Annotated in this window: 20 protein-coding genes; 7 read left to right on the top strand and 13 right to left on the bottom strand. The window is 68.7% G+C overall.

Annotated features, from left to right (window positions below; all coding sequences use genetic code 11):
- Positions 1-2 precede the first annotated feature (2 nt).
- From AC3DEZ_RS08670 to AC3DEZ_RS08655, 4 genes are read right to left on the bottom strand one after another with little or no spacing between them, the layout of a single operon-like run.
- On the bottom strand, positions 3-1,313 hold the full coding sequence (locus tag AC3DEZ_RS08670) for an alpha/beta hydrolase (RefSeq protein ID WP_488387850.1): 1,311 nt from the start codon (positions 1,311-1,313) through the stop codon (positions 3-5).
- 1 nt (position 1,314) lies between these two features.
- Complete coding sequence (locus AC3DEZ_RS08665; protein WP_488387849.1) at positions 1,315-1,494, bottom strand: DUF4177 domain-containing protein; 180 nt, start codon at positions 1,492-1,494, stop codon at positions 1,315-1,317.
- Between the two features lie 58 nt (positions 1,495-1,552).
- On the bottom strand, positions 1,553-1,738 hold the full coding sequence (locus AC3DEZ_RS08660) for a type II toxin-antitoxin system antitoxin (RefSeq protein WP_488387848.1): 186 nt from the start codon (positions 1,736-1,738) through the stop codon (positions 1,553-1,555).
- 21 nt (positions 1,739-1,759) lie between these two features.
- Positions 1,760-2,644 (bottom strand): SPFH domain-containing protein, encoded by an 885-nt coding sequence (locus tag AC3DEZ_RS08655; RefSeq protein ID WP_488387847.1) that lies wholly within the window; start codon positions 2,642-2,644, stop codon positions 1,760-1,762.
- 131 nt (positions 2,645-2,775) lie between these two features.
- On the opposite strand from AC3DEZ_RS08655, the gene purT reads away from it, so the two are divergent.
- On the top strand, positions 2,776-3,960 hold the full coding sequence (purT, locus tag AC3DEZ_RS08650; RefSeq protein WP_488387846.1) for a formate-dependent phosphoribosylglycinamide formyltransferase: 1,185 nt from the start codon (positions 2,776-2,778) through the stop codon (positions 3,958-3,960).
- A gap of 10 nt (positions 3,961-3,970) precedes the next feature.
- Complete coding sequence (locus AC3DEZ_RS08645) at positions 3,971-4,264, top strand: hypothetical protein (protein ID WP_141456134.1); 294 nt, start codon at positions 3,971-3,973, stop codon at positions 4,262-4,264.
- 345 nt (positions 4,265-4,609) lie between these two features.
- On the opposite strand, the gene AC3DEZ_RS08640 is transcribed toward AC3DEZ_RS08645, so the two are convergent.
- The 3 genes from AC3DEZ_RS08640 to AC3DEZ_RS08630 are packed head-to-tail and all read right to left on the bottom strand — an operon-like array spanning position 4,610 to position 7,194.
- Complete coding sequence (locus AC3DEZ_RS08640; protein WP_488387845.1) at positions 4,610-5,824, bottom strand: endonuclease/exonuclease/phosphatase family protein; 1,215 nt, start codon at positions 5,822-5,824, stop codon at positions 4,610-4,612.
- 45 nt (positions 5,825-5,869) lie between these two features.
- On the bottom strand, positions 5,870-6,607 hold the full coding sequence (locus tag AC3DEZ_RS08635) for an arginyltransferase (protein ID WP_488387844.1): 738 nt from the start codon (positions 6,605-6,607) through the stop codon (positions 5,870-5,872).
- Positions 6,607-7,194 carry a hypothetical protein gene (locus AC3DEZ_RS08630; RefSeq protein WP_488387843.1) on the bottom strand — a complete coding sequence of 196 codons (588 nt, stop codon included), beginning with the start codon at positions 7,192-7,194 and terminating at the stop codon, positions 6,607-6,609. Before AC3DEZ_RS08630 ends, AC3DEZ_RS08635 begins: the two co-directional genes overlap by 1 nt.
- On the opposite strand from AC3DEZ_RS08630, the gene AC3DEZ_RS08625 reads away from it, so the two are divergent.
- Entirely contained in the window at positions 7,193-7,324 is a 132-nt protein-coding gene (locus AC3DEZ_RS08625; RefSeq protein WP_488387842.1) for a hypothetical protein, read from the top strand. The genes AC3DEZ_RS08630 and AC3DEZ_RS08625 overlap by 2 nt on opposite strands.
- 16 nt (positions 7,325-7,340) lie before the next feature.
- Entirely contained in the window at positions 7,341-8,063 is a 723-nt protein-coding gene (locus AC3DEZ_RS08620) for an EF-hand domain-containing protein (protein WP_488387841.1), read from the top strand.
- 213 nt (positions 8,064-8,276) lie between these two features.
- Here AC3DEZ_RS08620 and AC3DEZ_RS08615 read toward each other — a convergent pair whose 3' ends face one another.
- The 6 genes from AC3DEZ_RS08615 to AC3DEZ_RS08590 all read right to left on the bottom strand — a co-directional run bounded on the left by AC3DEZ_RS08615 (position 8,277) and on the right by AC3DEZ_RS08590 (position 14,526).
- Positions 8,277-9,422, bottom strand: coding sequence for an RNA polymerase sigma factor (locus tag AC3DEZ_RS08615; protein WP_488387840.1), 1,146 nt, complete (start codon positions 9,420-9,422; stop codon positions 8,277-8,279).
- A 615-nt stretch (positions 9,423-10,037) separates the two neighbouring features.
- On the bottom strand, positions 10,038-11,276 hold the full coding sequence (locus AC3DEZ_RS08610; RefSeq protein ID WP_488387839.1) for an RNA polymerase sigma factor: 1,239 nt from the start codon (positions 11,274-11,276) through the stop codon (positions 10,038-10,040).
- A gap of 68 nt (positions 11,277-11,344) precedes the next feature.
- Complete coding sequence (locus AC3DEZ_RS08605) at positions 11,345-11,869, bottom strand: pathogenicity-like protein (RefSeq protein ID WP_488387838.1); 525 nt, start codon at positions 11,867-11,869, stop codon at positions 11,345-11,347.
- Between the two features lie 6 nt (positions 11,870-11,875).
- Entirely contained in the window at positions 11,876-12,790 is a 915-nt protein-coding gene (gene tesB, locus AC3DEZ_RS08600) for an acyl-CoA thioesterase II (RefSeq protein ID WP_447102870.1), read from the bottom strand.
- 174 nt (positions 12,791-12,964) lie between these two features.
- Complete coding sequence (locus tag AC3DEZ_RS08595; protein WP_488387837.1) at positions 12,965-13,534, bottom strand: N-acetylmuramoyl-L-alanine amidase; 570 nt, start codon at positions 13,532-13,534, stop codon at positions 12,965-12,967.
- Between the two features lie 116 nt (positions 13,535-13,650).
- Positions 13,651-14,526, bottom strand: a complete 876-nt coding sequence (locus AC3DEZ_RS08590; protein WP_488387836.1) for a hypothetical protein — start codon at positions 14,524-14,526, stop codon at positions 13,651-13,653.
- Positions 14,527-14,756: 230 nt separating this feature from the next.
- On the opposite strand from AC3DEZ_RS08590, the gene AC3DEZ_RS08585 reads away from it, so the two are divergent.
- The 3 genes from AC3DEZ_RS08585 to AC3DEZ_RS08575 all read left to right on the top strand — a co-directional run bounded on the left by AC3DEZ_RS08585 (position 14,757) and on the right by AC3DEZ_RS08575 (position 17,579).
- Positions 14,757-15,248, top strand: coding sequence for an MOSC domain-containing protein (locus AC3DEZ_RS08585; RefSeq protein ID WP_488387950.1), 492 nt, complete (start codon positions 14,757-14,759; stop codon positions 15,246-15,248).
- Positions 15,245-15,784, top strand: coding sequence for a hypothetical protein (locus tag AC3DEZ_RS08580; RefSeq protein WP_488387835.1), 540 nt, complete (start codon positions 15,245-15,247; stop codon positions 15,782-15,784). The genes AC3DEZ_RS08585 and AC3DEZ_RS08580 overlap by 4 nt, the downstream gene beginning before the upstream one ends.
- 181 nt (positions 15,785-15,965) lie before the next feature.
- Positions 15,966-17,579 (top strand): ABC-F family ATP-binding cassette domain-containing protein, encoded by a 1,614-nt coding sequence (locus AC3DEZ_RS08575; protein WP_488387834.1) that lies wholly within the window; start codon positions 15,966-15,968, stop codon positions 17,577-17,579.
- Positions 17,580-17,585: the final 6 nt, after the last annotated feature.

Below are 17,585 nucleotides of genomic sequence, written 5' to 3'. Positions count from 1 at the left end.
GCTCAGTGTTCCTTGATCCAGTTGCCGACGTCGGTGATCAGTTGTGGATCGACCTGGCCCGGGCGCTGGTACTCGGACAGCGTGCCGGCGCCTTCGCCGGCGATGCCCAGGTGGTTCAGCGCCGGATAGTGCTTGAACGTGGCTCTGCGATCGCCGGCCAGGCTTTCGCGCCAGCGCTGCCAGTCCGTATCGACAACCTGGAAGTCGCGGCCGCCCTGCAACAGCAGCAGAGGAAGGTGGGTCGCCTTGGCTTCGGCCACCGGATCGATGGCTTCCAGCGAGCGCCAGTAGCGCGCGGGGAGGCCCAGCGGCGTGTTGGTGGAATCGTCGGGCGCGTCGCCGCGCACATGGGCGATCTGCGTATCCAGCTTGTCGAGGAACGCCTGTGCTGCCGAGTCCACCGGGCCGCGCTGGCCCAGCAGGTAGCGGTTCTGCTCCGGCAGGATCGTCAGCAGCGAACGCGCGGGCGCGGCGAACAGGATCAGCCCGGCCACGTGGCCCGAGCGCTGCGCGATGCGCGGCGCCAGCATGCCGCCCATGCTGTGGCCGAGCACGAACACGCGCTTGCCGTCGACGCCGGGCTGGGCGCGCAGGGTGGCGACGGCGGCGACCGCATCGTCGGTGACCTCGTCATCGATGGTGAACGGTTTGTCGCCGCTGAAATCCTGCGGACGCGCCTTGCTGCGCTTCTCGTAGCGCAGCACCGCGATGCCCTGCGCCGCCAGGCCACGGGCGATGTCCAGGAACGGGCGGTTCGGGCCGATGGTTTCGTTGCGATCCTGCGGACCGGAACCGTGCACCAGCACCACCGCCGGGAACGGACCGGCGCCCTTGGGCATCGCCAGGGTGGCGGCCAGCGCCTGTTCGCCGTTACCCACGGTGAGGTCGCGCTCCAGGTGGGACGCATCGGCGGGAACAGGCGTGGCGGCCGGCGGCGGCACCGGCATCGGTTTCAGCAGGAAACCGGCGACCTGTCCCTTTGCGTTCACCGCGACCTGCGCGTTGAGGGGACCTTTGGCGAATTCCAGCCGGATCACGACGAAGTGCGTGTCCTGATGCGGGGTGACCTCGGGTTCGTCGCGCGATTGCAACCCTCCGAATTGCGCGTGCAGGGATTCCCACACGGCCTTCAGTTTGTCCTGCGGGACCGCCGTGGCCATCTCCGGCGAGAACATCGCCTCGGCGGCGGCATAGTCGCCGGCCTGGAGGCGATCCAGCAGGCGGTTGGCAAGCGTCCCGGGTGCGTCGGCGGCGAAAACGGCAGGGGAGAACAGCGCGCCCAGCAGCAGCGCGATCCACAACGAAACACGCATCTCAAGCCTCCTTCTTGAACACCATCTGCACCGCGGTCATCGGCGCGGGCACGACAATGTTGACCAGCTCCCACCCCTGTGCGCCCTGGCGATTGAGTTCGCTCTGCAATTCCTCATGCTTGAGGCCGCCCATCAGGCCGGGCTTCACTTCGATGACCTGGTAGGTCCAACGCTTGCTCATGTCCTTCTCCTTGTGTCGCTTGCTCCGCGGGTCCGTCGCCATGCGCCGGATCGCGCGGCTAGGTGTCGTCGTCGGATTCAGCGGACGACGCGGGTTTGGGCAGGCGCCCGGCCCTGCGCAGCGCATCGCGCAGCACGTATTCGATCTGCGCGTTGAGCGAACGCAGTTCGTCATCCGCCCAGCGCTGCGCCGCGTTCAGCACGTCGGCGCTGATGCGCAGGGGATAGGCTTTCTTCTCTGCCACGACGCCTGTCCGCTGCCCGGCTCAGTACAGCGAGCCGGTGTTGACGATCGGCTGGGTGCTGCGATCGCCGCACAGCACCACCAGCAGGTTGCTGACCATCTGCGCCTTGCGCTCCTCGTCCAGTTGCACCACGCCGTTCTTCTGCAGCTCGGCCAGCGCCATCTCGACCATGCCGACCGCGCCGGCGACGATGCGGGTGCGCGCCGCGATCACCGCGTTGGCCTGCTGGCGCTGCAGCATCGCCTGGGCGATTTCCGGCGCGTAGGCCAGATGGCTGATGCGCGCGTCGATGACCTGTACGCCGGCATCGGCCAGGCGCTCGGCCAGTTCGTTCTTCAGGTGCTGGGAAATCTCGGTGGCGTGGCTGCGCAGCGCCAGCTGGCCTTCCTCGTGCTGGTCGTACGGATAGCTGGTCGCCATCGCCCGCAGCGCGGATTCGGACTGGATGTGCACGAAGCTCTCGTAGTCGTCCACGTTGTAGACGGCCTCGGAGGCATCGACCACCTGCCAGACGATCACCGCGGCGATTTCGATCGGGCTGCCGTCCAGTTCATTGACCTTGAGCTTGCCGCTTTCGAAGTTGCGCACGCGCAGGCTGATCTTCTTCTTCGAGTAGAAGGGGTTGTTCCAGCGCAGGCCGTTGTCCTTGACGGTGCCGACGTACTTGCCGAACAGGCTGATCACCGCGGCCTGGTTGGGCTGCACGGTGTACAGGCCGATCAGGCTGAAGAAGGCCAGCACGCCCAGGATGACGCCGGTGGCGATGCGCAGGCCGGAGACGACCCCGGCGTGTTTCGGATCGGGGCCGATGCCGGTGGCGAACAGCCAGATGGCCAGGGCGGTCACCGCCAGGACGGCGAGCAGGAAGGGAATGCCGGGCAGCGAGCGGATGGGGTTCTCTTTCATGGTGGTCTCTCCTTGTTCCGTAAAAAGATATCAAAATGATATCAGATGACAAGTGCCGTCCGTCGGCTGGGGCAGGCGGGAGGGCCGGGCCGGTAGAATGCCGCTCCCCACCCGCATCGGAATTCCGCTCCATGGTCGACCTCGGCACCCCGCTCAGCCCCCACGCCACCCGGGTTCTGCTGCTCGGGTCGGGTGAACTGGGCAAGGAGGTCGCGCTGGAGCTGCAGCGGCTGGGCGTGGAAGTCATCGCCGCCGACCGCTACGCCGACGCCCCGGCCATGCAGGTCGCGCACCGGGCGCATGTGCTGGACATGCTGGATCCGGCCGCCGTCCGCGCGCTGGTCGCGCAGGAACGGCCGCATGTGATCGTCCCGGAGATCGAGGCCATCCACACCGATACCCTGGTGGCGCTGGAAGGCGAGGGCGCGGTCCGGGTCATCCCGACCGCGCGCGCCGCCCGCCTGACCATGGATCGCGAAGGCATCCGCCGGCTGGCCGCCGAAACCCTCGGCCTGCCGACCTCGCCGTACCGTTTCGTCGACACCGAGGCCGAGTACCGCGAGGCCATCGCCGCGATCGGCCTGCCGTGCGTGGTCAAGCCGGTGATGTCGTCCTCCGGCAAGGGTCAGAGCACGGTGCACGGCGACGCCGACATCGCGCCGGCCTGGGAATACGCGCAGACCGGCGGCCGCGCCGGCGCCGGCCGCTGCATCGTCGAGGGCTTCATCGACTTCGACTACGAAATCACCCTGCTGACCGTGCGCCACGCCGGCGGCACCTCGTTCTGCGAGCCCATCGGCCACCTGCAGCGCGACGGCGACTATCGCGAGAGCTGGCAGCCGCAGCCGATGTCGGCGCGCGCGCTGGAAAACGCGCAGGCGGTGGCGCGCGCGGTCACCGACGATCTCGGTGGCTGGGGCGTGTTCGGGGTGGAGCTCTTCGTCAATGGTGACGAGGTGTGGTTCAGCGAAGTCTCGCCGCGTCCGCACGACACCGGCCTGGTCACCCTGGTTTCGCAGGAACTGAGCGAATTCGCGCTGCACGCGCGTGCCATCCTCGGCCTGCCGGTTCCGGTCATCCGCCAGCAGGGCCTGTCGGCCTCCTGCGCGGTGCTGGCGCACGGCCATGGCGTACCGGTGTTCTCGAACGTGGACAAGGCGCTGGCGGCGCCGGACACCGCGCTGCGCCTGTTCGGCAAGCCGCGCGTGGAGGGGCATCGCCGGGTCGGCGTGACCCTGGCGCGCGCCGCCGACATCGACACCGCCCGCGCCATCGCGCGCGACGCCGCCGACGCCCTCGGCATCGAACTCAAGTAAGGATCGGACGATGAACGGAAACGAAGGCTACGCGGTGTTCTTCTTCCCGCAGGCGCTGGAGGCGCTGGGCGAGGCGATCAAACCCTATCTGGTGCAGGTGGAAGGTGGCGAGCCGCACATCCTGTGCCGCGAGATCGACACCGCCGGCGCGCTGATCGAAATGACCCTGGAAGGCCTCGCGCCCGACGGCAAGACCGTGCAGATCGAAGTGATGATCCCGGGCAGCATGGTCAAGATGATCGTCTCCGCCCGCAGCGACGGCGCCATCGGCTTCAGCCCGCGCACGACGGTGGTGGGGTCCTAGGCGCCCCGCATCCCGCATTCGCGACTCACGTCGCTCCCACAAGGACACTTTCCTGTGGGAGCGACGTGAGTCGCGACGGAAAAACCGACAGGCAAGGAACGTCGGGGGCGCGCGACCATCCGTCCCCCTGCGTCGCGCTTGCCTTGATCTGCGTTGGTCACGGCCGCGACTGCGTCTCTCCTGCAGAGCACACCCTTGTGGGAGCGACGTGAGTCGCGACGGAACCATCAACGGGCCGGGAACACCCGGGGCGCGTGCCCCGACATCCCGAGTGTCGCGCTTTATCTCAACCGGTTGGATTGCGGTCGCGACTGATGTCGCTCCCACAAGGAAAGAAACAGCCTCTCAGGGCTTCAGATCCGCCCACACCAGGTGATGATCGCTGCCATCGGCGATGGCGGCGTCCGCTTCCGCTTTCGCGGGCCAGAACACGCCACCACCTTCATAGGCGAAGCCGGTCGAGGGCAGCACGTAATCCAGCCGCATCGCGCCGGCTTTCGGGCCGAAATCGCCGGTCACGTGGCCCGGCGCGCCGCGATGGGCGATGCCCTTGGCGGCGTACGCTTCGGCGGTCTCGGCGCCGCCCCGGCTCTGCGGAGTGGCGTGGCGCATCACCCGCGGATGCTCCAGCAGTTCCAGGATCGCGTCGTGGCGGCCATCGCCATCGACCGGATCGTTGTTGAGATCACCGGCGATGACGAAGCGCGCCTCCTGCGCCAGCCCGCCGCAGATGCCCGCGTCGTCGCACAGCCAGGGCTTGTCGCCCGCGCTGATGTATTCGTGCCACAGACGCAGCTCGTCGTGGTTGCGCGCGCCGTTGCGATCCTCCGGACTGTCGAACACCGGCGGAGTCGGATGCGAGACCAGGAAATGCACGACGCCACTCGGCGTGCTCACCGGCACATCCCAATGCGACTTCGACGACAGCCGCAATTGGGCCCACACATCATCCCGATACCAGGATTTCCCGGTGGCCGGATCGACCGGACGCGCCGCGCCGGGCAGGGTGCTCCAGCGCAGCAACTGGAAGCTGCGCACCTGCGCGGCGTCGATGGGATGCTTCGACAGCACCAGCATCCCGTATTGGCCAGGATGCAGGCCGTAACCCCAGGCATCGTTGCCGCGCGCGCGGCCTTCGCCGCCGGCCTCGCCGTTGTTGTCCAGATCCAGCCCGCTGGGCACGCCGGTGTTGACCGGCGCCAGGTAGCGATAGGGATAACGCAGCGCTTCGCCGCCGCCGGGTTGGGCCACTTCCAGATAACGCCGCTGGAACAGATCCGCCGCGAGATGCGCGTCGTCGTAATCGAACTCGTTGAGCAGCACCAGATCCGGGCGTACCTTCTGCAGCACCGCGGCGATCTTGCGCGCATGCGCGCTGTCGCCCTCCAGTTCGCTGATCACGCCACCGGCTTCGTCCGAATACAGCGAGGTGTTGTAGGTGGCCACGCGCAGCCGCGCGGAGCTGTCGGCGAGGGCGGCGGCGGGATCACCGTGCACGTTGACGTTCACGCAGGCAGTGAGCAGGGAAAGCAGGCAGGCGGGCAGGAGGAAGATTCGCATGCCGCCATTCTGACATGGGCGCCATCGCCGCCGATGACAGCGCGGTTACGGGTCCGGCGGCGGCTGGAAGTCCCGCCAGCCGCGCCCGTCGTAGGCTTCCAGCGGCTGGAAGCGGCGCTTGTAGTCCATTTTCCGATGCCCGTGGATCCAGTAGCCCAGATACAGGTGCGGCAGGCCCTCGCGGCGCGCCCAGTCAAGCTGGCGCAGGATCGCCAGCGTGCCCAGTCCGCGCGCGGCCAGGTCCGGATCGTAGAAGGTGTACACCGCCGACAGCGCTTCCGGCAGCACGTCGGTGACTGCCACCGCCAGCAGCCGTCCGTGTTCGCGCAGTTCCAGGAAGCGGCTGTTGGCCCAGCTGCCGATCAGGAACTGCTCGAACTCGACCGCGCCGTGATCGTCCATGCCGCCCAGCGGGTGCCGCGCGGTCAGGTAACGCTGGTACAGCGCGACGTGTTCCTCGCTGCGTTCGGCCGCCTTCACGCGCACATCGACGTCCGGGTTCTGCCGCGCGCAGCGGCGCTGGCTGCGATCCGGCTGGAACCGTTCCACCGGAATGCGCACCGCCACGCATGCCTGGCAACCCAGGCAGTGCGGCCGGTAGACGATGTCGCCGGAACGGCGGAAGCCCCACGCCAGCGCGTTGGGGTAGAACATCGGCAGACGCGGATCGCGCGGATCCAGCACCAGATCGCGGGCATTGCGATCCGGCCAGTAGCCGCAGGGATGCTCGCCGGTGTGGAACAGGCGCAGATCTTCGGCCGGCTGCGGAGGGTTGTTGCCCATCACGCCCCCGCCAGTTTCGGAGCGAGCCAGACGAACACGCCGCCCGCGACCGCGCCGGCCAGCGCGCCGGCCACCAGATCGCGCGGCACGTGCCGGCGCAGTTTCAGTCGCGACCACGCCACCAATGCGGCGAACGCCAACCCGACGGCGCCCCAGCCCGGATGGATCTGCCCCGGCAGGATCGCCGCGTAGATCACGAAGGCCATGTGCAGCGACAGCTTGCACCACCGTGCGCCCAGCATCGCCACCGCGATCAGCGCCGCCGCCAGGATGAGCCCCAGCGCCAGTTGCACCGGCTGGCCGGCGGCCCAGCCCAGCACCGCCGCCAGCGCCAGCGCGACCAGCAGGAAACGGTTCAAGGTCCGGCGTTCCTCGTGCCGGCTCGCGTCCACGTGCTGCCAGCGGCCACGCCGCACCTGCCAGCCCGACCAGCCCATCACCAGCGCGGCGAACACGGCGAAACCCAGTCCCATCCACGCCGCCTCGCGCGCGCCCAGGGTGCGTGTCGCCAGCAACAGCGCCGCCACCGGCAGCACCAGCATCGGGTGTCCGAGAATGGAAACGGCGCGGGCGAAGGCGTGGACCATGCGGCCAGCATACTGCGCGGCCGTCGTCGCGGCGCATGCGACCGGCTGGAACCTGAATCCGCTCGTCGCCGCGTCAACCGTGGCGACCGCCGGGCGTTTTCCCGGTCAGTGGCGCAACCGCGCCGCGTGATCAGGAGAACCCGAACATGACCCGCAACAAGACCCTGCTCGTGGTGGCCGTGCTGACCGCGCTCGCCGCCGGCACCGCCTTCGCCGCCACCCAGTCCGCGCCGGCGGCGGGCGCCTCGCGTCCGGTTCTGGACAAGAACGGCGACGGCGTCGTGGATCGCGCCGAAGCCGCCGCGCATCCGCGCCTGGCCGGGCATTTCGACACGCTCGACAAGAACAAGGACGGCAAGCTCAGCGCCGAGGAGCGCCCGCATCGCCGCCACGGCATGGGCGGCGGCCATCGTCGTGGCCCCGGCGACCATGGCGGGATGATGAAGCAGCTGGATACCGATGGTGACGGCCGCATCAGCAGGACCGAAGCCGGCAAGCAACCGCGCTTCGCCGAGCATTTCGCGAAGATGGATGCGAACGGCGACGGTTACGTCGACGCCAAGGATCGCGAACTGCGCGGCAAGCAGCGCCGTGACGAATGGTTCGCCAACGCCGACACCGACAAGGACGGCAAGCTGACCCGCGCCGAGATCGACACCGCCGATGCCAACCGGCGCGCGCAGTTCCAGCAGCGCATGCAGGCGCGTGGCGCCGAGCGTTTCGCCGCCGCCGACGCCAACAAGGATGGCCGCATCAGCCGCGACGAAGCCAAGGGCAAGCCGCGCCTGGCCGAGCGCTTCGATCAGCTCGACGCGAACAAGGACGGCTTCCTCAGCCAGGACGAACTGAAACCGCGTTCGCCGCGCTGAGCCACGCAGCGCATCGTTCCAACGCACACCGGCCGCCATGCGCGGCCGGCGTCATCTCCGCGACGGCTCCTTAGTTGTGGGAGCGGCGTAAGTCGCGAAGGGAAATCAAAAGGCTGGAAACACCCGGTACGGAGGGAGATCCTGCCGTGACTCCACGGTGATGGCAGCCTGATTCACAGCCGCGACGAACGAATACGGCGCCAGGCGAACCGCTCAGAACGTCAGCCGCCCGCTCGAGATCAACCCGTACAGCAGTCCGCCGAACCCCAGCACCAGTCCCGTGGTCACGCCGACGACCCGCCACCTGCGCCGGCGCACCTCGTTGGCGGTTTCGGTGACCGGGTCCGCCGCCATGTCGCGCGCGCGCCGGCGTGCCAGGATCCGCGGCAGCCAGCGGCTGCACGACCACATGATGCCGCCGCAGTAGGCCGCCGTCAGGAGCACGTGCGGAATCCAGCCCGGCACCTTCGACAGCGCCGAAGCGCCGACCACGAACAGCAGGATCATCGCGGTGCTGACCGCGCCATAGAGAATCAGGCCACGACGTTCCCGCGCGTCGAACGGTTCCCGCAGTTGTTTGCGGATGCCAAACCAGACCGCGCCGATGCCGCCAATCAGGCCGAAGGCGACCGCGCCGAATGACGCGCCCAGCACCTTCAGCACGCCCTTGCCAGCCAGCGCCGAACCGGTGCCCAGCACGGCCGCAGCGGCGGTCGGTGGCGCGCCCACCGCCAGCGCGCCCAGCACGAGGCTGGCGAATGCCGCGCCCGGCGCGCTTCCGCGGGCGAACTCGCCGAAGTGCTTCATCAATTCCTCGCGCACGTAGCCGCGCGCCCGCGACAGCCGCTTGCGCACCGCCGCGTCGGTCAGGCCCAGCAGGTGCGCGACCTGCTGGGAGCTCTGGCTTTCGCGGTAATACAGCAGCAGCACTTCGCGGCTGTCCTCCGGCAGCGCGGCGATGACATCGGCGGCCACCCGTTCCTGCTCGGTCTGCAGCATCATTTCCGCCGGCGTCGGCGCGGTGTCGGTGGCCAGTTCGATGGCGATGTCCGCGCCTTCGCCGGTCAGCGGCCGGTATTGGCCGGCGCGCAGGTGGTCGCGGGCCAGGTTGCGGGTGATCTGGCGCAGCCAGGGCAGCAGGCTGTCCGGATTCTTCAGGCTGCCCAGATGCTTCCAGGCCTTCAGGAAGGCTTCCTGGGCGATGTCCTCGCTGGCGTGCACGTCGCGGGTGATCGCGTAGGCGATCGCGGTGACGGTGTTCTGGCAGGCGCCGATGATCCGCCCGTAGGCATCGCGATCCCCCCGCTGGGCGGCGGGAAACTCATGGCGCAGGGTCAGTTCCAGCGTGGCGGCGGTCATCGGCGGTCGGCTCCCAGGCGGCTATGGAAGCACAGACGCCCGGGGAGACGCGATGTGACCCGGTGCTTTCTCCGCCCTTCCCCCGCAAGCGGGGGAGGGAGCCATGTCCGCACGCCACCAGCCTCCCCGCAAGCCGGAGGAATGAGTTTGCTGCGCTCCGCCCCTTCCCCCGCGTGCGGGGGAAGGCTGGGATGGGGGTGTGTTCCTGCGTTCGTCGGACCAACGGAGCCGGGGAAGTTCAGAAATCCCTTCTCCCGTCATTGCAGCGGAAGCTGGAATCCATCTCTTTGCGATGCATCCACCTTCGCGGGGAGCGGGCCGCGTGCGTTCGCCCCCACCCCAGCCCTCCCCCGCAAGCGGGGGAGGGAGCCATGTCCGCACGCCACCAGCCTCCTGGCAAGCCGGAGGAATGAGTTTGCTGCGCTCCACCCCTTCCCCCGCACGCGGGGGAGGGAGCCGTGTCCGTACGCTGCCAGTTTCCTGAAGGAGTTGATGCGTGCTCCGCCCCTTCCTCCGCGTGCGGGGGAGGTCGGAATGGGGGCTGGCTCGCAGCGTTCGCTGTGATGACGACGCGGAGGTGGCGACGGCCGGAAGCCCGCGCAGCCTCTCCTGAACTCAAAACCGCCCCGACACCTTCATCGACACAATCATGCCGCCAAACGCCAGCACCGAAGCGAACATCACGCCGGTCATGCCGTACATGCTCTCGTAGAGCCAGGCCATCCGCTTGTGGCCGCGCCGGGCCACATCGCGCGCGACCATGGGCAGCATCATCCGGCGCAGCGGCACCATGCACTGGTAGTTGATGACCGTCATGCCGATCACCGCCGCCAGGGTCATCGGCAACCAGCCGCGGCTGAAGATGGCCGCGGCCATGATGATGATGCCGACGGCCGCGGCGGTGGCGGTGTTCATGCGGATGAAGCGGCGCAACTGCGCGCGCTCGGTCCCGGTATCGGCAAAACTCAGCAGCAGGCGGCCGCCGAAATACGCGCCCAGCGCGCCGCCGGCCACGCCGCCGACCACCGCTCCGAGCGAGAAACCGGCGGTGACGCCACCGTGGGCCAGGGTGTCGTAGGCACCCATCAGTGTGCCCATCGCGGTGCCGCCGGACAGCGAGGACACGCCCAGCCCGCTGGCGCCCAGCTTGCCGGCGCCGGCCGAACCCACGCCGACCGCGCCGGCGCCAATCGCCACCGCGGCGCTGGCGACCGGTGCCGCGCTCATCAGGCCGCTGACCACCAGCACGGTGAAGGCCGCGCCGGGCGCGGTGGAGCGGGCGAATTCGCCGAAGCGCTTGAGCATTTCCTCGCGCACGATGCTACGCGCCCGCGACAGCCGCTTGCGCACTGCCGCGTCGCTCAGGCCCAGCAGCTCGGCCACCTGCAGCGAACTCTGGCCTTCGCGATAGAACAGCAGCAGGGTTTCGCGGGCGTCCTCCGGCAGCGACGAAATGATGTCGGCGGCGACGATTTCCTCTTCCGTGCGCAGCAGATGCTCGGCCGGCGAGGGCGAAGGATCGGCGGTCAGATTGATCGCCAGTTCCGCCGCTTCGCCCGACATCGGCTTGTGGTGCTGGGTGCGCAGGTAGTCGCGCGCCAGGTTGCGGGTGATCTGGCGCAGCCAGGGCAGGAAGCTGGTGCTGTTCTTCAGCCGGTCCAGTTGCTGCCAGGCGCGCAGGAAGGCTTCCTGCGCGATGTCCTCGCTGGCCTGCACGTCGCGGGTGATGGCGAAGGCGATCGCGGTGACCGTGTTCTGGCAGGCGCTGACGATGCGGCCATAGGCGTCCTGGCTGCCGCGCGCGGCGGCGGGCAGTTCGTGTTGCAGCATCAGCTCGAGGGTCTGGGCGTTCATCGGGGCAGGGCTTCCGTGGGTTCCTGATCCCCGGGACGAGACCGCCCGGAAAATGTGACCGGACCGGATCAGCCGCCGGAAGCCGGCTTCACCTGCACGCGCAGGGTGTCCTCTTCCTCCGCCTCATCGGCGGGAGCCGGGGCTCGCTGCGCGGGCGTGGCCGGGACCGTGGCGGGCGCCGGAGCCGGAGCGGCCGGGCGCGGCGCGCGATGGCGCAGCACCGTGAACACCGCCGCCAACGCGATCAGGCCCAGCAGGATCAGGCGGATGCGCCAGGCCCAGGAACTCCGCTTCGGCGGCTCGTCCTGGGGGCTGGTGAAGGTCAGCGGCGCCGGACCCGCGCCGGGGCGGGTGGTCTCCAGCAACCCGGCCTCGCGCAGGATCTGGCGCGCGCGCGGCTGGTCCTCCGGATGCCGCACCCATACCGCCGGTTGCAGGCCTTTCGGCACCGGCTCGGTGTAGCGGAACTGGCTGCCGCGCTTGCCGCGGTACGAGCGCTCGTTGCTGATGTGGACCTCGATGCCGGCCTCGCTCAGCAGTTTGGCCACGCCCTCGACGGTTTCCAGACGCTGGCTGGTGAAAATCTGGCGCATCGTCGATCAGTCCTTCGCCGGCACCGCCGCCGCGGCCTGCGCGTCGGGCACGACCCGGATCAGGCCTTCCTGCGCGGTGCTGGCGACCAGATGCCCATGGCGATCGAAGATCTGCCCGCGCGCCAACCCGCGCGATCCCTGCGCGCTGGGGCTGTCGATCGAATACAGCAGCCAGTCGTCGGCGCGGAACGGGCGGTGGAACCACAGCGCATGATCCAGCGAGGCCATCTGCACGTTCGGCTGGTAATAGCTGATGCCGTGCGGATAGGTGGCCGTGCCCAGCAACTGGAAATCGGAGGCGTAGGCCAGCAGGGCGCGATGCAGTTCGGGCGAATCGCCGACCTTCTCGCTCAGCCGGAACCACACCTGCTGGAACGGCGGCCGCTTGGGCGGATTCAGTTCATCGCGCGGATACACGTGGCGGAACTCGAACGGCCCGCGCCGCGACAGCCAGCGCTGCACCTTGATCGGCAGCGTCGCCATCACCTCGGCCGGCACCGGAGGCGCCGGCTCGATGTCCTCCGGCTGCGGCACCTCGGGCATCGACAACTGATGTTCCGCGCCGGGTTCCTCGCCCTGGAACGAGGCCGCGCAGAAGAAGATCACCCGCCCATGCTGGATCGCCGTGACCCGGCGCACCGAAAAGCTGCCGCCGTCGCGCGTGCGATCCACCTCATAGACGATCGGCGCCTCGATGTTGCCGGCGCGCAGGAAGTAGGCATGCAGCGAATGCGCCCGGCGCTCGCCTTCGCCTTCCACCGTGGCCTGCGCGGCCGACAGCGCCTGTCCCAGCACCTGCCCGCCGAACACGTACTTGGTGCCGATATCGCGGCTCTGGCCGCGGAACAGGTTGTCCTCCAGCCGCTCCAGCGAGAGCAGGTCGATGAGTTCGCTGACAACGGGTTCGGGCTTGGCGGACACGGCGGCTCGCGGGGCGGGTCGGGGAGGCGGGGATTATACGGGGCGGGGCTTGGGCCTTTGGGCCGGGATGGGGGATTCGGGCGAACGCTGTCCCCTCTCCCGCTTGCGGAAGAGGGTTGGGGTGAGGGCGCTCTTGGCGGAAAACCCACAAACCCAACCCACAAGGAAGCCCCATCAAGACTCCAACCGCGTCAGCGCCACGTCCGCCATCACCCGCTCCCACGGAAACAATGGGCCCGGATCGAGCTTCCGTTGCACCTGCACCGACGGGTCATCGCTTGCGGCTTCCAACGTCCTGTCCAGATCCTCATGCCCGGCAATCAGATGCAGCGCGGGCACCTGCGAAGGCAACCAGCGCAGCAGTCCAATCAACGCGGCGATCTGCGCCTCGGTATACGGCTCCTCCATCTGCTGGTGGTGGCTCGCCAGCCAATGCGGATATCGCCCGGTATTCACCAGCTCGATCCCGATCGCGCGCGGGTTGTATCCCCGCACATGATGGGCGATGCGATCCAGCGCGACGTACTGGTGCACGCTGCCGTCGCGATCGATGTAGAAATGCCCGCTGTTGCCCGTGCCCGAATCCGGATACAGGATCTCCTCGCCAAACCCGCGCGCCGTCGCCAGATCCGGCAGCTCGGTGCAGTGGATCACCACCAGATCCACCTGCGACAGCGGACGCGCCTCCAGCCGCGTTTCATAGGGCAGGGGATGGGCGGTCAGGACGGGAGGCGACGATGGCATGTTGCTGCACATGCTAAATCAAGCCGCGAGGAAAGGGGGCGGATACCAAAGTCTTGTCCCGCAACCGTGGTGCGGGTCAACGGATGGATCGGATCATGCTTCTTCCCGTCGAAGCCTTATCTGGGCGCGCCCACGGCCGCGACACGCAGATCCTCGAAGATCTCGATAAAGACGTCGGCGCTCAACAGGGCGGGTCCAAAGCACGAAAATACCGTCGTGCCGTCGCCGGCCTTGACCGCCAGTCGTTCGGTCCAGTCATTCTGGTCGAGCGCCTGCAACTGGGCATATGGCCAGAGTTTGCCATCGACGCTCAGGCCTTCGCCGGATAGTGATAGTTCCTGGGTATTCATCCGCATGAAGTTTCCGATCAAGCGCTTCTTGAGGAACTGTCCGCCGTCAATGTAGCGGAAGACGACACGCTCACCGTTCCCGATCCTGGCATGCATGGGCGGGCAGCGGTGCTCGACATGCTGTTTGCGCATCTCCAGCAGCAGATCATGGAAACCTTTGAGTTCAAACGATGCCTTGATCCAATCACCACCTTTCACGCGATAGGCAAAGTTGTTGATGAGACCAGCCACCGCCGTCTGGCCGGATGCGAACAGATAGAGATCGTCGATGTCGGCAAACCGCGTATAAAGGCGCTCGGCACCCAACTGCCTGACAATCCCTTCCGGATGCAATTCGAAATGGCCGCGACGACGTTTGATCACGCGCGTCAGCACCAGCGCCGCGATGGCGGCCAGCAGCGCCAGGAAAACCGCAGTGCCCCGGAGCAGTGATCGTCCGGTGAGGCCATTCACGTCCATCCCTCGGATGCTGAGGCCAACGGCTTCGCCCAGCACGTCCTCTGGCAACGCGAATTCCAGAGACGCTACGAATACAGCCGCCGCGAGCAGCGCCAGCACGAAGGTGGCCAGGAGCACAGGCCCGGAACGCCCATGGCGGAAGACGGCCAGGGCCTGGGAAGAAGCGGGGGCGTTGCTTGACATGGTGTGTTCGATGACCGGTGATCCAGGGAGGAAGGCAATCCGGGATTGTAGAAGTCCCGACGGCCGCGACGGTTGTCTTCCCTGGGCCTTTGGACTGGAATTCCTTGCTGTCACGTCGTAACGCCGCCTGCATCGTCGGCGGCTCGAACACCGGTGGGCGAGGGGCGATGAACCGGGATTCGCGTAAACTGGCCGGCACCCTGTCTGGAATCCCGCTGGAGCCGCATCGCATGCCGTTGTCCGACGATTCCCCGCTTGCCCGGTTGATGGCCCGCCTGCCGCGCGTCGGCCAGGTGGAATGGATTGGCCTGCGCCCCGCGCGCGATGTGGTGATGGTGCCGGTGGAACAGGTGGAAGCCGTCGCCGGCATCGGTCTGGTCGGCGATCGCTACGCCGGCGGCAGCGGCAAGCGCGGCATCACCCTCATCCAGGCCGAACACCTGCCGGCCATCGCCGCGCTGGCCGCGCGCCCGGATCTGCAACCGGCGCTGCTGCGGCGGAACGTGGTGGTCTCCGGCATTCCGCTGATCGCGCTGAAGGATCGCCGGTTCCGCATCGGCGAGGTGCTGCTGGAAGGCACCGACGAATGCGATCCCTGCTCGCGCATGGAAGACGCGCTCGGCCCCGGCGGCTACAACGCCATGCGCGGTCACGGTGGTCTGTGCGCGCGCATCCTCGAAGGCGGCGTGTTCCGTCTGGGCGACAAGGTGGAAGCGCTGTGAGCGCGACGTCGCCGCGCGGCCACTGCATCCTCTCGCACGGTTTCGAAAGCGGCCCCGACGCCACCAAGGTCACCGCGCTGGCCGACGTCGCCGCGCGGCTGGGCTGGACCCACGAACGCCCCGACTACACCGATCTGGACGCGCGCCGCGACATCAGCTCGCTCGGCGACGTGCCCACGCGGCTGGAGCGTCTGCGCGCACTGGCGCGGGCGGCCGCGAGCCGTGGCCCGCTGGTGCTCGCCGGTTCCAGCCTCGGCGCCTACATCGCCGGCCGCATCTCGCTGGAAGTGCCGGTGCGCGGCCTGTTCCTGATGGCCCCGCCGACCACCATGGGCCCGCTGCCGGCGCTGGATGCCGCGTCCGTGCCGGTCTCGGTCATCCACGGATGGGATGACGAACTGATTCCCGCCCAGCTCGTGATCGACTGGGCGCACGCCCGCCGCGCGCGCCTGCTGATGGTGAACGACGCGCATCGCCTGTCGTCGCACGTCGAAGCCTCCGCCGAAGCCTTCGGCCAACTGCTCGCCTCGCTGTAGTCACCGCGCGCCGCGTTCAGCCCGCGTCTGGCCCCGCGCACCAGCTTGCCGCTAGAATCGCGGCCTCGATTCGTCCCAGGTGTCCACGCCCATGCGCCACTGATGCCGCCGTCCCTTGACGGCTCTGGTTTCCACCGGCCCGCGCGCCGGGGGAGTTTCCATGGCATCCGCTGGAATCCGCATGACGAATCTTTTCCTGACGCTCGATCGCGCGTCGCTGTCCCTGCCCGACGGCAGGATCCTGTTCTCCGATCTCGATCTGCACCTGGATGGCCGTCCCACCGGACTGGTCGGCCGCAACGGCGTGGGCAAGAGCGTGCTCGCGCGCCTGCTGGCCGGCGAGATCGCGCCCACGTCCGGCAAGCGCAACGCCAGCGGCCGCGTGCATTACCTGCCGCAGCAGATCCATGTGCCCGATGGCGCCACCGTGGCCTCATTGGCCGGCGTCGATGGCTGGCTCCATGCGCTCGCACGCATCGAAGCCGGCAGCGCCGACGGAGATGACTTCGACGCCCTGGGCGATCGCTGGGACATCCGCCAGCGACTCGCGCAGGCCCTGGAAGCGCAGGGTCTGCCGGATCTCGAACCGGATCGCGCCGCCGCCACCCTCAGCGGCGGCGAGGCGATGCGTGTCGCCCTGGCCGGTGCGTTCCTGTCCGACGCGGACTTCCTGATCCTCGACGAGCCCAGCAACCACCTCGACGCCCCGCAGCGCCAGCGCCTGCACGCGCAACTGGCGCAATGGCGGAACGGTTTGCTGGTGATCAGCCACGACCGTCGCCTGCTCGACACCTTCGCCCGCATCGAGGAACTGTCGCCGCTCGGCCTGCGCACGTATGGCGGCGGCTACGGCTTCTACGCGGCGCGCAAAGCCGAGGATCAGGCGCAGGTGCAACGAGAGCTCGAACAGACCAAGGCCGCCGTGCAGCGCCAGGAACGCGCGCTGCGCGAGCAGCAGGAGCGCCAGCAACGCCGGCAGGCACGCGGCAACCGCGACGCGCGCGACGCCAACCAGGCGCCGATCCTGCTCGGCCTGCGCAAGTCGCGCAGCGAGGACAGCGCCGGCCGCTTCGCCGTCCGCCAGCAGGCCGCGCGCGAACATCTCGCCGGCCAATTGCGCGAGGCCGCGCGCAAGCAGGAAGCTTCCGTCGAACTGGCGCTGTTCGCGCCGGACGCCAGCGCCGCGCAGGATCGCATCGCCCTGCGCATGCAAGACGCGGTGCTGTCGCACGTGCCGGCCACCGCGCGCGGGCTGGATCTGATCCTCACCGGCCGCCAGCGGGTCGGCGTCACCGGTCCCAACGGCAGTGGCAAATCCACCCTGCTGCGGGCGATGGCGGGGCAGGTCGCGCCACGGGCCGGAGATTGCGCCGCCCAGGTGCCGGTGGCGTGGCTGGACCAGCGCCTGGCCGGGCTGGATCCCGCCGCCAGCGTGCTGGCGCAATTGCGCGCGGCCAATCCCGACGCCGGCGAGGCCGCGCTGCGCACCCGGCTGGCCCTGCTGGGGCTGGACGCCGGCCTCGTCGAAGGCCCCAGCGGCCAGCTCAGCGGCGGCGAACGCCTCAAGGCCGCGCTGGCCTGCGTGCTGTACGCCGCGCAGCCGGCCGGCCTGCTGCTGCTCGACGAACCGGGCAACCACCTGGATCTGGCCGGGTTGGAAGCGCTGGAAAGCATGTTGCGCCAGTATCGCGGCGCGCTGGTCGTGGTCTCCCACGACGAGGCCCTGCTGGAGCGGCTGGACCTGAGCCATCGCCTGCACCTCACCCGGGAAAGCGCGGTCCTGTCGCTCGCCTGAGCGCGC

Source organism: Pseudoxanthomonas sp. 134C1 (assembly GCF_057773065.1).
Note: the sequence above shows the minus strand (reverse complement) of the source record. Positions and strands in the feature narration are given on the sequence as shown.

Bases quoted from the DNA above. Each gene is read 5' to 3' on its own strand.
- AC3DEZ_RS08590 (WP_488387836.1), bottom strand. From the start codon at position 14,526: ATGTCAAGCAACGCCCCCGCTTCTTCCCAGGCCCTGGCCGTCTTCCGC.
- AC3DEZ_RS08575 (WP_488387834.1), top strand. From the start codon at position 15,966: ATGACGAATCTTTTCCTGACGCTCGATCGCGCGTCGCTGTCCCTGCCC.
- AC3DEZ_RS08605 (WP_488387838.1), bottom strand. From the start codon at position 11,869: ATGCGCCAGATTTTCACCAGCCAGCGTCTGGAAACCGTCGAGGGCGTG.
- AC3DEZ_RS08620 (WP_488387841.1), top strand. From the start codon at position 7,341: ATGACCCGCAACAAGACCCTGCTCGTGGTGGCCGTGCTGACCGCGCTC.
- AC3DEZ_RS08585 (WP_488387950.1), top strand. From the start codon at position 14,757: ATGCCGTTGTCCGACGATTCCCCGCTTGCCCGGTTGATGGCCCGCCTG.
- AC3DEZ_RS08635 (WP_488387844.1), bottom strand. From the start codon at position 6,607: ATGGGCAACAACCCTCCGCAGCCGGCCGAAGATCTGCGCCTGTTCCAC.
- AC3DEZ_RS08640 (WP_488387845.1), bottom strand. From the start codon at position 5,824: ATGCGAATCTTCCTCCTGCCCGCCTGCCTGCTTTCCCTGCTCACTGCC.
- AC3DEZ_RS08625 (WP_488387842.1), top strand. From the start codon at position 7,193: ATGCGGCCAGCATACTGCGCGGCCGTCGTCGCGGCGCATGCGACCGGC.
- AC3DEZ_RS08610 (WP_488387839.1), bottom strand. From the start codon at position 11,276: ATGAACGCCCAGACCCTCGAGCTGATGCTGCAACACGAACTGCCCGCC.
- AC3DEZ_RS08615 (WP_488387840.1), bottom strand. From the start codon at position 9,422: ATGACCGCCGCCACGCTGGAACTGACCCTGCGCCATGAGTTTCCCGCC.
- AC3DEZ_RS08645 (WP_141456134.1), top strand. From the start codon at position 3,971: ATGAACGGAAACGAAGGCTACGCGGTGTTCTTCTTCCCGCAGGCGCTG.
- AC3DEZ_RS08665 (WP_488387849.1), bottom strand. From the start codon at position 1,494: ATGAGCAAGCGTTGGACCTACCAGGTCATCGAAGTGAAGCCCGGCCTG.
- AC3DEZ_RS08595 (WP_488387837.1), bottom strand. From the start codon at position 13,534: ATGCCATCGTCGCCTCCCGTCCTGACCGCCCATCCCCTGCCCTATGAA.
- AC3DEZ_RS08630 (WP_488387843.1), bottom strand. From the start codon at position 7,194: ATGGTCCACGCCTTCGCCCGCGCCGTTTCCATTCTCGGACACCCGATG.
- purT (WP_488387846.1), top strand. From the start codon at position 2,776: ATGGTCGACCTCGGCACCCCGCTCAGCCCCCACGCCACCCGGGTTCTG.
- AC3DEZ_RS08655 (WP_488387847.1), bottom strand. From the start codon at position 2,644: ATGAAAGAGAACCCCATCCGCTCGCTGCCCGGCATTCCCTTCCTGCTC.
- AC3DEZ_RS08670 (WP_488387850.1), bottom strand. From the start codon at position 1,313: ATGCGTGTTTCGTTGTGGATCGCGCTGCTGCTGGGCGCGCTGTTCTCC.